Source organism: Microvirgula aerodenitrificans DSM 15089, assembly GCF_000620105.1.
GTDB lineage: Bacteria > Pseudomonadota > Gammaproteobacteria > Burkholderiales > Aquaspirillaceae > Microvirgula > Microvirgula aerodenitrificans.
The window spans coordinates 321601-334945 of record NZ_JHVK01000003.1 but is presented as its reverse complement, the minus strand read 5'-3'; the positions used below and the strand labels follow the sequence as shown (position 1 = coordinate 334945).

General features: G+C 65.5%; 16 protein-coding genes and 1 tRNA gene. 9 read left to right on the top strand and 8 right to left on the bottom strand.

Translation table 11 applies throughout. From position 1 onward, the window contains the following. Positions 1–2 precede the first annotated feature (2 nt). Positions 3–596, bottom strand: a complete 594-nt coding sequence (locus Q352_RS0105295) for an arylesterase (RefSeq protein ID WP_028498433.1) — start codon at positions 594–596, stop codon at positions 3–5. Here Q352_RS0105295 and Q352_RS0105290 point away from each other — a divergent pair. The 6 genes from Q352_RS0105290 to Q352_RS23255 all read left to right on the top strand — a co-directional run bounded on the left by Q352_RS0105290 (position 595) and on the right by Q352_RS23255 (position 5586). Further along, positions 595–1299 carry an ABC transporter ATP-binding protein gene (locus tag Q352_RS0105290; protein ID WP_036385283.1) on the top strand — a complete coding sequence of 235 codons (705 nt, stop codon included), beginning with the start codon at positions 595–597 and terminating at the stop codon, positions 1297–1299. The two genes, Q352_RS0105295 and Q352_RS0105290, sit on opposite strands and share 2 nt — an antisense overlap. Next, positions 1296–3779, top strand: coding sequence for an ABC transporter permease (locus Q352_RS0105285; RefSeq protein ID WP_028498431.1), 2484 nt, complete (start codon positions 1296–1298; stop codon positions 3777–3779). Before Q352_RS0105290 ends, Q352_RS0105285 begins: the two co-directional genes overlap by 4 nt. A 257-nt stretch (positions 3780–4036) precedes the next feature. Beyond that, positions 4037–4192, top strand: a complete 156-nt coding sequence (locus tag Q352_RS23260) for a hypothetical protein (protein ID WP_156952477.1) — start codon at positions 4037–4039, stop codon at positions 4190–4192. A 344-nt stretch (positions 4193–4536) separates the two neighbouring features. Beyond that, positions 4537–4809 carry a translation initiation factor IF-1 gene (gene infA / locus Q352_RS0105275; protein ID WP_028498430.1) on the top strand — a complete coding sequence of 91 codons (273 nt, stop codon included), beginning with the start codon at positions 4537–4539 and terminating at the stop codon, positions 4807–4809. 369 nt (positions 4810–5178) lie between these two features. After that, on the top strand, positions 5179–5382 hold the full coding sequence (locus tag Q352_RS0105270; protein WP_028498429.1) for a cold-shock protein: 204 nt from the start codon (positions 5179–5181) through the stop codon (positions 5380–5382). Positions 5383–5490: 108 nt separating this feature from the next. Next, a tRNA-Sec gene (locus Q352_RS23255) sits at positions 5491–5586 on the top strand. A gap of 56 nt (positions 5587–5642) precedes the next feature. On the opposite strand, the gene Q352_RS0105265 is transcribed toward Q352_RS23255, so the two are convergent. From Q352_RS0105265 to Q352_RS0105240, 6 genes are all read right to left on the bottom strand, one after another. Beyond that, entirely contained in the window at positions 5643–6032 is a 390-nt protein-coding gene (locus Q352_RS0105265; protein WP_028498428.1) for a DoxX family protein, read from the bottom strand. 57 nt (positions 6033–6089) lie between these two features. Next, on the bottom strand, positions 6090–6788 hold the full coding sequence (locus tag Q352_RS0105260; protein WP_028498427.1) for a pirin family protein: 699 nt from the start codon (positions 6786–6788) through the stop codon (positions 6090–6092). Between the two features lie 177 nt (positions 6789–6965). After that, positions 6966–7175 carry a cold-shock protein gene (locus tag Q352_RS0105255; RefSeq protein ID WP_028498426.1) on the bottom strand — a complete coding sequence of 70 codons (210 nt, stop codon included), beginning with the start codon at positions 7173–7175 and terminating at the stop codon, positions 6966–6968. A 181-nt stretch (positions 7176–7356) separates the two neighbouring features. Then, a complete protein-coding gene (locus tag Q352_RS0105250) occupies positions 7357–7899 on the bottom strand; it encodes a DUF2946 family protein (RefSeq protein ID WP_028498425.1) in 543 nt (180 codons plus the stop codon). A gap of 6 nt (positions 7900–7905) precedes the next feature. Beyond that, positions 7906–8646 carry a peptidoglycan editing factor PgeF gene (gene pgeF / locus Q352_RS0105245; RefSeq protein ID WP_028498424.1) on the bottom strand — a complete coding sequence of 247 codons (741 nt, stop codon included), beginning with the start codon at positions 8644–8646 and terminating at the stop codon, positions 7906–7908. Positions 8647–8814: 168 nt separating this feature from the next. Continuing rightward, positions 8815–9606, bottom strand: a complete 792-nt coding sequence (locus Q352_RS0105240; protein ID WP_028498423.1) for an outer membrane protein assembly factor BamD — start codon at positions 9604–9606, stop codon at positions 8815–8817. On the opposite strand from Q352_RS0105240, the gene rluD reads away from it, so the two are divergent. Beyond that, entirely contained in the window at positions 9605–10660 is a 1056-nt protein-coding gene (gene rluD / locus Q352_RS0105235; RefSeq protein WP_028498422.1) for a 23S rRNA pseudouridine(1911/1915/1917) synthase RluD, read from the top strand. The genes Q352_RS0105240 and rluD overlap by 2 nt on opposite strands. A 50-nt stretch (positions 10661–10710) precedes the next feature. Here the strand turns inward: rluD and Q352_RS0105230 are convergent, their stop codons facing one another. Beyond that, entirely contained in the window at positions 10711–11706 is a 996-nt protein-coding gene (locus Q352_RS0105230; protein ID WP_028498421.1) for a bile acid:sodium symporter family protein, read from the bottom strand. Between the two features lie 121 nt (positions 11707–11827). Here Q352_RS0105230 and Q352_RS0105225 point away from each other — a divergent pair, with 121 nt between their 5' ends. Further along, positions 11828–12745, top strand: coding sequence for a LysR family transcriptional regulator (locus Q352_RS0105225; protein WP_028498420.1), 918 nt, complete (start codon positions 11828–11830; stop codon positions 12743–12745). Beyond that, on the top strand, positions 12742–13344 hold the full coding sequence (locus tag Q352_RS0105220) for an acyl carrier protein phosphodiesterase (RefSeq protein WP_028498419.1): 603 nt from the start codon (positions 12742–12744) through the stop codon (positions 13342–13344). The genes Q352_RS0105225 and Q352_RS0105220 overlap by 4 nt, the downstream gene beginning before the upstream one ends. Position 13345 lies beyond the last annotated feature (1 nt).

The following is a 13345-nucleotide window of genomic DNA, read 5'->3' as shown; positions in this document are numbered from 1 at the left end:
CGCTACAGCAGCGGGCGCAGCCTGGGTTCGACCAGTTTGACGATCAGCGGCTGTGCCGCCGCGACCGGATGGATGCCGTCACTCTGGAACAGCGCGGCATTGGCGCCGAAACCGGCGACCAGCGACGGCACCAGCGGCACTTTCTGCTGCCGGGCCAGGCCGGTGTATACGGCGGCAAAGTCGCGGGTGTAGCGCTGGCCGTAGTTCGGCGGCAGCTCGATGCCGGCCAGCAGCGGTCGGGCATGCTGCTGGCGGACCAGTGCCACCATGCTGGCCAGATTGGAACGCAAGGCGTCGAGCGGCAGCCCGCGCAGTCCGTCGTTGCCGCCGAGTGCCAGAACCACCACATCCGGTTTATGCTGGGCCAGGGCGGCCGGCAGCCGCGTCAGCCCGCCGGCGCTGGTTTCCCCGGACTGGCTGGCATTGATGACGCGATGTTTCGGCCCCAGATCCCGCGCCAGCAGGCTGACCCAGCCTTCACCCGGACGCAGTCCGTAGCCGGCAGACAGAGAATCACCGAATACCATGACCGTGGCGGCTTGCGCCTGCACGGCCAGCCAGCACCCCAACAACAACAGCAGAAAGCGAATGCGCATGTCGACTCCTTCCGAACCCCGGACCATTGTGCGAGCCAGCGGGCTGTCCCGGCAAGTCGAGTTGGGTGCGGAAACCCTGACCCTGCTGTCAGGGCTCGACCTCGACGTCGAGGCCGGCGACACGCTGGCGATCGTCGGTCGTTCCGGTTCCGGAAAGTCGACCCTGCTGGCCCTGCTGGCCGGACTGGATTTGCCGACGGCGGGTGATGTCTGGCTGGCCGGGGAATCACTGACCGGACTCAGCGAAGACGGGCGGGCGCGGCTGCGCCAGCGCGCGGTCGGCTTCGTGTTCCAGAATTTCCAGCTGCTGCCGGCGCTGACCGCACTGGAAAACGTCATGCTGCCGCTGGAACTGGCTGGCCGGCGCGATGCGCGCGAACAGGCGGCCGCCCTGCTGGAGCGGGTCGGGCTGGCCGATCGCCAGCGGCATCGCCCGCGCGAACTGTCTGGCGGCGAGCAGCAGCGGGTCGCACTGGCGCGCGCCTTTGTCGCCGAACCGGCCGTGCTGTTCGCCGACGAGCCGACCGGCAATCTCGATGCCGATACCGGCGCCATGATCACCGACCTGCTGTTCGAACTGAACCGTGAGCGTGGCACCACCCTGATCCTGGTCACCCATGACGATACGCTGGCCGCGCGCTGCCGCCGCGTGGTCCGGCTCGACCACGGCCGCCTGCACGAAGAAACCCGGGAGGCGGCATGATCGGCCTTGCCTGGCGCATGGCCTGGCGCGAACTGCGCGCCGGCGATCTGGTGGTGTTGCTGGCAGCCGTGGCGGTCGCCGTGGCTGCCCTGGCCAGCGTGACCCTGCTGGGTGACCGCACCGGCCGGGCACTGGAAAGCCGGGCGCGAGAACTGCTGGCCGCCGATCTGGTGATCAATGCCGACCATGTGCCGCGCGCCGGACTGGTGACGGCTGCCGGACGCTATCGGCTGGAGACCGGGCTGACCGCCACCCTGCCATCGATGGCCTTCGCCGGCGGCATGCCGCAACTGGTGACGCTGAAGGGCGTCAGTGCAAACTGGCCGCTGCGCGGCGAAGTCACCCTCGGTGACGGCGCAAGCCGGCACAGCGGTCGTCAGGCGCCGGCCAGCGGCACGGCCTGGGCCGACCCGCGGCTGCTGAACCGGCTCGGGCTCAAGATTGGTGACACGCTGTCGCTCGGTGACCGGGCCTTCCGCCTCGCTGCCGTGCTGGAACGGGAGCCCGACGGGGCGCTCGACCTGTACAACTTCGTGCCGCGCGTCATCATCAATCAGGCCGACCTGCCGTCGACCGGGCTGCTGCAGGAAGGCAGCCGGGTGCGCTGGAGGCTGCTGCTGGCCGGCAAGCCGGCGGATGTCGCCGCGTTTGCTGCGTCGGTACGGCCCGGACTGGCGCGAGGAGAGCGGATCGAGGATATCCGCGAAGCGCGGCCGGAAATCCGTTCCGCGCTGGAACGCGCCAGCCGCTTTCTCGGTCTGACCGCACTGGCGGCTGTCTGTCTGGCCGCCGCTGCCGTGGCGCTGGCCGCCCGGCACTGGCTGATGCGGCAGACGCGGGCTGCCGCCGTGCTGTCGACGCTGGGGGCGACCTATCGCCTCCGGCTGCTGGTCTTTGGCGGGCAACTGGCGCTGGTGGCATTCGGGGCCTCGCTGCTTGGTCTGCTGGCCGGTGGCTTGACCCAGTCCCTGCTGGCGGCACAACTGACGGCCTGGTCCGGCGCCGCCCTGCCGCCGGCCGGCATCGGGACCTGGCTGCTGGCACCGGCGATCGGCGTCGTGCTGGTGGCCGGCTTTGCCTTGCCGCCACTGCTGGCGCTGATCCGGACGCCGGCGATGGCCGCGCTGCGAGCCGGGCTGTCGACCTCGACATCCGGCCGGCTGGCGGGGGGCATGGCACTGGCCGCGCTGGCCTGGCTGGCATGGGTGGCCATTGGCGATGCTGGCCTGGCCGCCTGGGGGCTGGGCGGCTTCGTGGTGTTCATGGCCGTGGTCTGGCTGGTGGTGCGCAGCCTGCTGGCCCTGCTGGTACGCCTGCCGGCGCGCGGCGTCGGCTTCCGTTACGGACTGGGCCTGCTTGGGCGGCGGCCGTGGCTGGCCAGCCTGCAGGCCGGGGCGCTGGCGGTCGGCACCATGGCCCTGCTGACCGTGGCCGTGGTGCGCGGCGACCTGCTCGATGCCTGGCAGCGCCAGTTGCCGGTCGACGCGCCCAACCGCTTTGCCATCAATATCCAGCCGGAACAGCGTGCGCCATTTGCCGCGTCGCTGCGGACGCTGGGCCTGGGTACGCCCGAGATTGCACCAATGGCGCGCGCGCGGCTGCTGGCCATCGACGGCCGGCCGATCCGTGCCGACCAGTATCCGGACGAGCGGGCGCGCAATCTGGCCGAGCGCGAATTCAACCTGTCATGGCGTCCCGGCGTCCCGGCGTCGAACCGGATCACGGCGGGTGAATACTGGACTGCCGCCACAGCGGGCAAGCCGGCCTTTTCGGTCGAGACCGGGCTGGCGAATACACTGGGTATCCGCCTTGGCAGCCGGCTGGCCTTCGACGTGGCCGGCCGCCGGGTCGAGGCGCCGGTCACCAGCCTGCGCGAGGTGCGCTGGGACTCGTTCCAGGTCAACTTCTTCGTTCTCGCCAGCCCTAGCCTGCTGGACGATACGCCGGCCAGCTATGTGTCCAGCTTCTATCTGCCTGCCGCTGCGGTGAAGCCGTTCGAGCGGGCCTCGACTGCCTTCTCCAATGTCACCGTGGTCGATGTCAGCGCGATTCTGGCGGAAGTCAGGGCGCTGATCGACCGGCTGGCTCAGGTGATCGAATTCCTGTTCCTGTTCACCCTGGCGGCAGGCGGCATCACCCTGCTGGCGGCGACGGTGGCGACGCAGGCGGAACGCACCCGCGATGCCGTCCTGCTGCGGACGCTGGGGGCGACGCGACGCCAGCTGGTCGCCGTACTGATGGCCGAATTCGTCTGGCTGGGTGTGCTGGCCGGCACACTGGCCGCCGCCGGCGCCAGTACGCTGGCCATGGTGCTGGGCCGTCAGGCGCTGGATGTCGATATCGGCGTGAATCCGTGGCTGTTCGTCCATGGCGTGGCCATGGCGGGCGGGGCGGCGCTGCTGGCCGGCGCCTGGGCGGTGTCCCGGGTACTGAACCGGCCGCCGGCACGAAAACTGCGGGAGATCGCTGCCGACAGCTGATTATCAAACCGGAAAACACTGCCTGACCGGCAAAAAACCACACTTTTATCTGATATTTCCCGGCGCGTTTTCGGACTCTTCCTGCATACAGGGCCGCAGGGCGCGACTAGCCTCTCTGGGATCGCGGGACTGACCGCCCCTACCGGCGCGGCACCCGGCCATGTCAGGGAGACGGTGTGCTTGAATACCGGATAGGAACGATCGTACAGCTCCCCTCGGGGAAGACGGCGACGATAGTCGAGTTGCGATGTCAGTCGATGGTGCTGCGAACTTTCGACTTCGAACTGGTCGAGCTGACGCGGGAGTTCGTCAAGAAAATGCCCGTGCTGATGCACGTCGTGCCACCGCTGAGCGGGCGCGCGGCGCGCATCCGCCAGCGCTACGAGGACGCGCTGGGCACGCAGCGGCGCTAGCGGGAAGGGGGCGCCGCCGCAGCGCGCGAATCCGGCCTTGTGTCAAGTGGCCGCTCGCAATGTATAATACCGGGTACATCAACTTTTGATGTGGCACGAATGGTTGCATTTCCCGCCGCTGCCTGTCCTCTTCCTGTAGGGATAAGTCACTGGCCCGTTTCTGCGAACCATCACGATCGCAACGCGGCGTTTCACCTGACTTTCCCCCCCGCTGCAACTGACGCATTCAGCAGTCGAACGCGAACCCGCCCCGGGTTGTCGATGTCATGACGGCCGGTCGGCTTTGCGCGACTTTACTATCTGCTTCCCGCTGATCAAGCAGCCGGGAGCGAACAAGGAACATTATGGCTAAAGAAGAACTGATTGAAATGGAAGGCATCGTTGAAGAAGTTCTGCCGGATACCCGCTTCCGGGTCAAGCTGAACAACGGACACGAGATTTCCGCCTACGCGTCCGGCAAGATGAAGAAGCACCGCATTCGCGTGCTGGCCGGTGACCGCGTGACCGTCGAGATGTCGCCCTACGACCTGAGCAAAGGCCGGGTCCGCTTCCGTCACAAGGAAGAACGTCCCCATGTCCCTGCATCCAACAACTCGTCCTACAACGGCCGCCGCTGATCCGCTAACGCCGCCAGACCAGACGTACAGACAGCCCGTCGACACGACGGGCTTTCCTTTTCTGATAATTCCTGGCGTATTGCGATAGCCTGCGGCGCCCCGCTGGGGTAGACTTGCGGCGCAGTTCGGCGGGGGATCACGCCTCGCCCGTCTTTCCGCTCTTCGCGGGGCAGAAAGATGAAAAAAAGTGTTGACCCGGGTTTCTGACCCGCGTATAACTTTCCGCGCAAGAGTTTCAAGGTTGTGGAGTTTGGTTCAATTGCAGTTTCCGCCCGTCGGTACTTCAGGTTCATATTCCCTTCTTGATTTCTGTGTTTTCGCTGTACACATAATGTGTAGGGCATAATTTTTATCTTTAAGGAAGATAATATGGAAACCGGTACCGTTAAATGGTTCAACGACGCTAAGGGCTTTGGCTTCATCACTCCGGACGCGGGCGGTGACGATCTGTTCGCTCACTTCTCCGAAATCGCCGGCAACGGCTTCAAGACCCTGGCCGAAGGCCAGAAGGTCAGCTACGTGTCCGGCCGTGGCCAAAAGGGCCCGCAAGCCACCAAGATCCAGCCGCTGTAATACGCTGTAATACAGCCTGAATCCAACCCCCTGTCACGCATGGCGTGACAGGGGGTTTTTCTTTGTGGGTGCAGGCTATGCCGGTATAATCACGGCCTTGCAGGCAAGGGTAGGAAGGCGTCCCCGGTGGGGCGACCGGTCTTCAAAACCGAGTTGGGGCCGCCAGCGGTCCCGGGTGGGTTCGACTCCCATTTCCTACCGCCAGAACATGAAGAAAGCCGGACCTGGAAAGGTCCGGCTTTCTCTTTTCTGTCGCAGGCCTACGCGGCTTGCCTGCGGTTGAAGTCCCAGTTTGCCATGTGGATCAGGCCACCGGCCATGGCCAGGTTCTTCAGGAACATCAGCTGCTGAATCTCCGCCGCTTCCGGCGCCGCTGCCCAGAAGGCATGGAAGACTGGCGTGATGGCCAGAGTGAACAGGGCCAGCAGTGCCGCGCTGTAACGGACCTGGAAGCCCAGCGCCAGCGCGATGCCGCCACCGAGCTCGACCACGGTGGCCAGCACCAGCAGCACGGCGGGGAACGGCAGGCCCATCGAGGCCATCCAGGCCGTCGTACCGGCGAAGCCGGTAATCTTGCCGAAGCCGGAGATGACGAAGATAACGGCCATCAGAATGCGGGCGATGGCGAACAGCGGTGCGTTGCGGGTCATGACTGGATTCCTGGTAAAAGCGCGATGAGCAAGGGGGGCCGGGGCGAAACGCCTGATTCAGCGCAGATCAAACAGCAGCACTTCGCTGTCCTGGACCGATTCCAGATCGAGCCGGGCTTCGTCCTCGATAAACAGCCCGTCTCCTTCGTCGAGCGGCAGCCCGTTGACAGTCAGCGAGCCCCGGGCCAGTTGCAGATAACCGCGTCGCCGGGCCGGCAGTGCATGGGTCAGGCGTGCGCCGGCACTGAAACGACCGGCATGCAGGCGCGCATCCTGGTGTATCGCGACGGCGGCGCCTTCGCCGGCCGGCGCTGCGATCAGCGCCAGCCTGCCGGCCAGTGCCGCCGGGGCGAGCCGGGTCTGTTCGTAGCTCGGCGGATAGCCGTCACGGTCCGGCTGGATCCATATCTGGTAGAAATGCACGCAGTGGCTTTCCGATGCATTGAACTCGCTGTGCATCACACCGGTGCCGGCACTCATGCGCTGGACGTCGCCATGCATCATCACCGAACCGTTGCCGAGGCTGTCGCGGTGCTCGAGCTGGCCGTCCAGCACATAGCTGATGATTTCCATGTCGCGGTGGCCGTGCCGGCCGAAGCCCTGGCCCGGCGATACCACGTCATCATTGATGACCAGCAGGTCCGAATAGCCGTCGAAACGGGGATTGCGGTATTGGCCGAAGGAGAAGGTGTGGCGGCTGGACAGCCAGCCGAACTCGGCGACGCCCCGGTCTTCCGCACGTCTGATTGTCAGCATGATGCCCTCCTGGCGTCTGTTTCCTGAGTGAATGGACGCATGTTACGCATAGCAAAATCGGGAAGATAGCGAAAGAATCGGTTCAGATTGTTCAATTTTATTGAACGTTATTTCCAGGATGGGCAGGCGAAAAAAAACCGCGGACGATGCCGCGGTTCTCTCTGGGCCGGGAGGGGCCTACAGCTTCTGGATATTGGCTGCGGCGATGCCCTTGGGGCCGGTCTTGGTTTCATACTCGACCCGGTCGCCTTCGGCGAGCGTCCGGAAACCCTTGCTCTGGATTTCCGAGAAGTGGGCGAACAGATCGTCGCCGCCTTCGTCCGGAGTAATGAAGCCGAAGCCCTTGGTTTCGTTAAACCATTTCACCGTACCGGTTTGCTTGCTCATGAACTACGTTCCCTAAACGTCAGACAGAAACCCGCCCGTACCGTGGTTCCACGGCGGGCGTGGCAGGCCGAGGAAGGCCTGATTCGCGGATAGTAGCGTTGTGCCGGAGCGGGAGCAAGAGGGGCCGGGCAGTGACAGGATTCTGCCCGTATGCGATGTGGCGGCGGTGGTCGGAGCCGGCTCAGTCCGGCTGCGGATCGCGGACGAATCCGCCCCGTTCCGGTACCGTGGCGGCATCGACGGCGTGCAGCGGCAGCTGCAGATCCGCAAGTCGTACATGCCAGCCGTCGATCTTCCCTGCCAGCAGCATGGCTTCGTCGCCGGGGTGGCCATCGGCGGCCAGAAAATCGGCGCGGGCAAGATCACGGCCGTCGAGCAGGGCGACCCGGCCCGGACCGGCATACAGGAACAGGTCGCCCTCTGCGGTCAGCCATGCTTCGTGCGGCAGCAGGGCAGTATCGGGGCGGGTCTGCAGCCCGGGGGCGAGTCGGGCCACGAACGGCGCCGCCCCGAGGCGGGCAAATACCCGTTGCGGACCATTCTGGAAAAACCAGGCGCCCTGTGCGTCCGGCTGGTAGTTGCGGGCGATAAAGGCCAGCGTGGCCGGGTGATCGAGTCGCGCATCGCGTATCCACCAGTGGCCGCGCGCATCGAGCGTCAACCAGCCGTAGACGTCAGGGACGTTCGGCCATCTGGCCAGGGCGCGATGCACGATGTCGTCCATCGCTGTTCAGCCCTCAAGCCAGATCAGCGATACCATGCGGCCGGTCACGCGGTCGCGGCGGTAGGAAAAGAAGCGGTCACGATCGGTCACCGTGCAGTGCTCGCCGCCATGGACGGCGGTGATGCCGAGCCGGGCCAGACGCCGGCGGGCCAGCAGGTAGATGTCGGCCAGGTATTTTCCGTCCGGTATGGCGTGAAAGGCCTGTGCGGCATCCGCATCCCGGGACACAAAGGCGGCGCGGACCTCGGCGCCGACCTCGAAGGCATCGGGGCCGATGGCCGGCCCGAGCCAGGCCTGCAGCTCGCCGGCCGGACGCTGCATTGCCTCGACCGTGGCCTCGATCACGCCATCGCACAGGCCGCGCCAGCCGGCATGGGCTGCGCCGACCACGCTGCCGGCGCGATCACTGAGCAGGACCGGCAGGCAGTCGGCGGTCATGATGGCGCACACCGCACCGGGGCTCCGGGCGATGCTGGCGTCAGCGGCCGGCGGTTCGCTGGTGGAGACCGTGGCGGCATCGACCACGGTCGTGCCATGTACCTGGTTCAGCCAGGCCGGTTCGACCGGCACATGCAGGCGCAGCGAGGCGCGGTTGGCGGCCACCGCAACCGGGTCGTCACCGACATGGGTGCCGACATTGAAGCCGGTATACGGGCCGGTGCTGACACCGCCGGTCCGTGTGGTGATCAGGGTCCGGACGTGCGGCGGAGCGGGCCAGTCGGCGAGAAGGGAAGAGAGGGTCTGCATGGCGATGGCCGGGGTGACCGGCAAGGTGATGAACGGGAATGGACGACCGGAGCGGGGCTTGTGGCCGCGCACGGGCGTGCTCGAACCTTACCATGCGGGTCGGCGGGACGCGACGAAACGACGGCCGGGGGGAAGTCCGACCGTCGTTTCGTCATCGGGAACCTGCTGTTACCAGAACTGGTACCAGGGCACCTGACGCGGGGTCCAGTTCTTTTCCAGATACTGGCTGTTCGGGTAGTTCTTCGCCAGCACGCGCTTGCTGTCGTCGCTCAGCTGGGGCTGCCCGAGCTTGTCGTAGGCGGTGACCATGATGGCCAGCGCTTCTTCGACGAACGGCGTGTCGGAGAATTCCTTCACCATGTTCTGGGCGCGGTTTGCTGCCGCGATGTAGGCACCGCGGCGCATGTAGTAGCGCGACACGAACAGGTCATGCTCGGCCAGACCGTAAACCAGATTGGTCATCTTTTCCCGCGCATCGGGCGCATACTTGCTGTCCGGGAAGCGGGTAACCAGCTCGTTGAATGCCAGGTAGGATTCACGGGCGGCCTTCGGGTCACGCTCGGCACGGTCCTGTCCGGTGTACTTGGCCAGGATGCCGCCGTCCTCGTTGTAGTTGATCAGGCCCTTAAGGTAATAGATGTAGTCGACGTTCGCATGCGCCGGGTGCAGCTTGATGAAACGGTCGCAGGCAGCCAGCGCCAGCGCAGGCTCCTGGTCCTTGAAATGCGCGTAGGCCAGGTCCATCTGGGCCTGTTGCGCATACCGTCCGTACGGGAAGCGCGCCTCCAGCGTTTCGTAGAGCTTGATCGACCGCGTATAATTTCCGCTGTTCAGCTCGTCATGCGCTTCATAATAGAGCTTTTCCACCGGCCAGCCGCGCGTCTCGTCGTTCGGCTCGGACGAACTGGCGCAGCCGGCCAGGCCCGCCACAATCAGCATCACAACCGCAATATTTTTCATGACCGATCTCGTTGCAAAGTTCGACGATTATAACGATATCGTCGAATCTCGTGTCCTCAGCATACCGGCCGAATTGGCCGGGGACCGTCTTGATGCCGCTCTTGCCGCACTGATCACCGATCAGTCGCGCAGCCGGCTGTCGCAATGGATCAAGGATGGCCATGTGCGAGTGGACGGTCTTACCGTTACGGTACCCAAAACGCGGGTCATCATTGGCCAGCAAATCGAAGTGGATGAACAGCTGTCACAGGAAGAACTGGCATTTGCGCCGGAAGACCTCGACATCCCCATCGTGTATCAGGACGACCACATCCTCGTGGTCGACAAACCCGCCGGCATGGTGACCCATCCCGGCAGCGGCAACTGGAGCGGCACCCTGCTCAACGGGCTGCTTTTCCACGTGCCGGCGCTGCGTTTCGTACCGCGTGCAGGCATTGTCCACCGGCTCGACAAGGATACCAGCGGTCTGCTGGTGGTCGCCAAGACCGTGGCCGCGCAGCTGGACCTGATCCGTCAGCTGCAGGCCCGCACGGTCAAGCGCCACTACCGCGCCATCGCCTGCGGTGACGTGGCGGGCGACATTACCGTCAACCAGCCGATCGGTCGCGATCCGCGCAACCGGATCAAGATGGCGGTGCTGTCGCACGGCGGCAAGCCGGCCATCACCCATGTCCGGCCGCTGGAACGCTTCGAGCATCACACGCTGGTCGAGTGCCGGCTGGAAACCGGCCGCACGCACCAGATTCGCGTGCACATGGCCCATATCGGCTGCCCGCTGGCTGCCGATCCGGTGTACGGCAACCCCCGTCTGCCGGCCACGCCGGAAGTGCGCGGCGCGCTGGCTGATTTTGGCCGCCAGGCGCTGCACGCGGCCAGGCTGGCGCTGATTCATCCGGACAGCAAGAAGCTGATGGGCTGGCGTTCGCGCATTCCTGACGACATGCAGGAGCTGATCGCCGTGCTGCGTGACGGCACGCTGGTGGATGACGACGACGACTGGGACGAGGAAGACGACGAACTCAATGGCTGGGAAGTCGTTTACACCAAGGACTGACAGTTGCTGCATGGCAGCGTAAAACGGGCACCTCACGGTGCCCGTTTTCTTTATGCCTGTTGCGTGAAACCTGATTCCGGCCGGCGATCGCGGCGCGCATAGCGCTGTGCGATCACTGCGCAGACCATCAACTGGATCTGGTGGAAGATCATCAGCGGCAGCACGATGCCACCGACCGCATGGGCGGCGAACAGCACCTTGGCGATCGGCACGCCGCTGGCGAGACTTTTCTTCGAGCCACAGAACACGATGGCAATCTCGTCCTCCTTGTCGAAGCCCAGCTTGCGGCTGCCGACCACGGTAATGGTCATGATCAGCGCCAGCAGCAGCCCGCTGGCGACGACCAGCCCGGCCAGTGCCGGCAGCGGCGTGGTATGCCACAGCCCCTGGATCACCGCTTCGCTGAAGGCGGTATATACCACCAGCAGGATCGAGCCCTGGTCGACGAACTTCAGCACCGGCTTGTGGCGGTCGACCCAGGCGCCGATCCAGCGCCGGGCGATCTGGCCGGCGATGAACGGCACCAGCAGTTGCAGCACGATCTTGCCGATCGCGTCATACGAGAACGAGCCGCCACCCTGGCTGGCGAAAATCAGCCCGCCGATCAGCGGGGTCAGGAAAATCCCGATCAGGTTCGATGCCGAGGCGCTGCAGATGGCCGCCGGGACATTGCCGCGCGCGACCGAGGTAAAGGCGATCGACGACTGCACGGTGGACGGCAGCGTGCACAGGAACAGCACACCGAGGTAAAGCTCCGGGGTCAGCATCGGCTTCAGCAGCGGGCCGAGCGCCAGGCCCAGCAGCGGGAAAACGGCAAAGGTGCACAGCAGGACCACCAGATGCAGCCGCCAGTGGGTGATGCCGGCGACCACCGCTTCGCGCGGCAGCTTGGCGCCATGCAGGAAGAACAGCAGCCCGATGGCGAGATTGGTGATCAGATCGAAAGTCTCGGCGACCCGGCCTTCGCACGGCAGCAGGCTGGCGAGAATGACGGTGGCGACCAGCGCGAGGGTGAAATTGTCCGGCAGGAAGCGGGGACGTCTCATGGCAGGTTCCGGCGGAGGTGGAGGACAGGAATACGGCGGGATGGCCGTCATGCGCTGCATTTCACCGCGAAACCGAATAGGATACAAATTCATTTATCAGATGCATTGATGAATTTCACGCATGAACATTACCTTGCGCCAGCTGCGCGTATTTCTGGCCGTCGTCCGCCATCGTGGCTTTGGCCGTGCCGGTGCCGAAATCGGTCTGACCCAGTCGGCAGTCAGCCGCTGCCTGCGTGAGCTGGAGGCCGAACTGGCGGTCCGCCTGGTGGACCGCACCACGCGCGATGTCGAAACCACGCCGGAAGGCCGGGTGCTGGCCGGTGAGCTGGAACGGCTGCTGGGGGAACTCGACACCCTGCTGCTGACGGCGCGCAGCCGCAGCGCACAGCGCAGCGGCCGGGTGCAGGTCGCCTGCGCACCGACGATTTCCGCCAGCCTGATGCCGACGGTCATTGCCGAATCGAACCGGCAATACCCGCAAGTCCGGCTGGTGCTGCACGATCTGGCACAGCGGCAGGTGCTGGAGGCGGTGCGTGATGGCGAGGTGGACTTTGCCGTGATTGTCGATCCGATCCGGCATGACGAACTGGAACTGGAGACAGTACTGACCGATCCGTTCTGCCTGATCTGCCCGCGCGGTCACCGGCTGGCCGGCCAGCACGCGGTACGCTGGGAGGCGCTGGCCGGCGAACGGCTGGTGCTGCTCGATTGTCACTCCGGCAGCCGGCCACTGATCGACCGGGTGCTGGCCGAACGGAAAATTGTCTGCGAGATCGCGCAGGAGGTCGGGCACGCGACCACGGTGTTCCGGCTGGTCGAGGCGGGCATCGGCATTTCGGTGATGCCGGCGCTGGCCCTGCCGCTGCCGGACAATGCCGGGCTGCTGGCCTTGCCGCTGTTGCCGCAGGTTACGCGGCAGATCATGCTGGCCAGACGTCACAACCGCTCGCTGTCACTGGCGGCCGAGGTCATCTGGAATCTGGTCCGCGCCACGGCGCGGGCCTTGCCGGCAACGAACGCAGGGGGAAGGGCATGAACTATCTGGCGCACCTGGTACTGGCCGGCGACGACCCGGCCGACCGGCTGGGCGGGCTGGCCGGTGATTTCGTCAAGGGCGTGCTGCCGGGCTCGCTGCCGGCTGACCTGGCTGCCGGGGTACGCCTGCACCGCGCGATCGACCTCTACGCGGATGCGCACCCGGCATTCCGGCAGAGCCGCGAGCGGGTCAGCACCCTGCGTCGCCGCTATGCCGGGGTGATGGTCGACATGTTCTATGACCATTTCCTTGCCGTGCACTGGACGCGTTATCGCGATGAACCGCTGCGCGTCTACACCCGAAGCGTTTACGGGCTGGTCGCCGAGCGCGCCGGCGAGTTGCCGGCCTCGTTCGGCGATGTCGCGCCGCACATGGCCGCCCAGGACTGGCTGGCCAGCTATCGCGATCCGCGCGCGATTGCCACCGCGCTGGACCGGATGTCGCAGCACCGGCTGCGGCGGGCCAATCCGCTGGCCGGCGGCGGTCTTGAACTGCTGGACGACTACGCCGGCTTCGAGACCGATTTCCTGGCGTTCTTTCCCGACGCACAGGCTTTTACCGCCAGCCTGCGCGCAGACAGGGACCGGACCGGTGCCTGAG

Coding starts and splice junctions, on each gene's coding strand:
- Q352_RS0105255 (WP_028498426.1), bottom strand. CDS start 7,175: ATGAGCAAGCAAACCGGTACGGTGAAATGGTTTAACGAAACCAAGGGC.
- Q352_RS0105270 (WP_028498429.1), top strand. CDS start 5,179: ATGGAAACCGGTACCGTTAAATGGTTCAACGACGCTAAGGGCTTTGGC.
- Q352_RS0105230 (WP_028498421.1), bottom strand. CDS start 11,706: ATGAGACGTCCCCGCTTCCTGCCGGACAATTTCACCCTCGCGCTGGTC.
- Q352_RS0105290 (WP_036385283.1), top strand. CDS start 595: ATGTCGACTCCTTCCGAACCCCGGACCATTGTGCGAGCCAGCGGGCTG.
- infA (WP_028498430.1), top strand. CDS start 4,537: ATGGCTAAAGAAGAACTGATTGAAATGGAAGGCATCGTTGAAGAAGTT.
- Q352_RS0105260 (WP_028498427.1), bottom strand. CDS start 6,788: ATGCTGACAATCAGACGTGCGGAAGACCGGGGCGTCGCCGAGTTCGGC.
- Q352_RS0105295 (WP_028498433.1), bottom strand. CDS start 596: ATGCGCATTCGCTTTCTGCTGTTGTTGTTGGGGTGCTGGCTGGCCGTG.
- Q352_RS0105240 (WP_028498423.1), bottom strand. CDS start 9,606: ATGAAAAATATTGCGGTTGTGATGCTGATTGTGGCGGGCCTGGCCGGC.
- Q352_RS0105265 (WP_028498428.1), bottom strand. CDS start 6,032: ATGACCCGCAACGCACCGCTGTTCGCCATCGCCCGCATTCTGATGGCC.
- Q352_RS0105225 (WP_028498420.1), top strand. CDS start 11,828: ATGAACATTACCTTGCGCCAGCTGCGCGTATTTCTGGCCGTCGTCCGC.
- Q352_RS0105220 (WP_028498419.1), top strand. CDS start 12,742: ATGAACTATCTGGCGCACCTGGTACTGGCCGGCGACGACCCGGCCGAC.
- pgeF (WP_028498424.1), bottom strand. CDS start 8,646: ATGCAGACCCTCTCTTCCCTTCTCGCCGACTGGCCCGCTCCGCCGCAC.
- rluD (WP_028498422.1), top strand. CDS start 9,605: ATGACCGATCTCGTTGCAAAGTTCGACGATTATAACGATATCGTCGAA.
- Q352_RS0105285 (WP_028498431.1), top strand. CDS start 1,296: ATGATCGGCCTTGCCTGGCGCATGGCCTGGCGCGAACTGCGCGCCGGC.
- Q352_RS23260 (WP_156952477.1), top strand. CDS start 4,037: ATGGTGCTGCGAACTTTCGACTTCGAACTGGTCGAGCTGACGCGGGAG.
- Q352_RS0105250 (WP_028498425.1), bottom strand. CDS start 7,899: ATGGACGACATCGTGCATCGCGCCCTGGCCAGATGGCCGAACGTCCCT.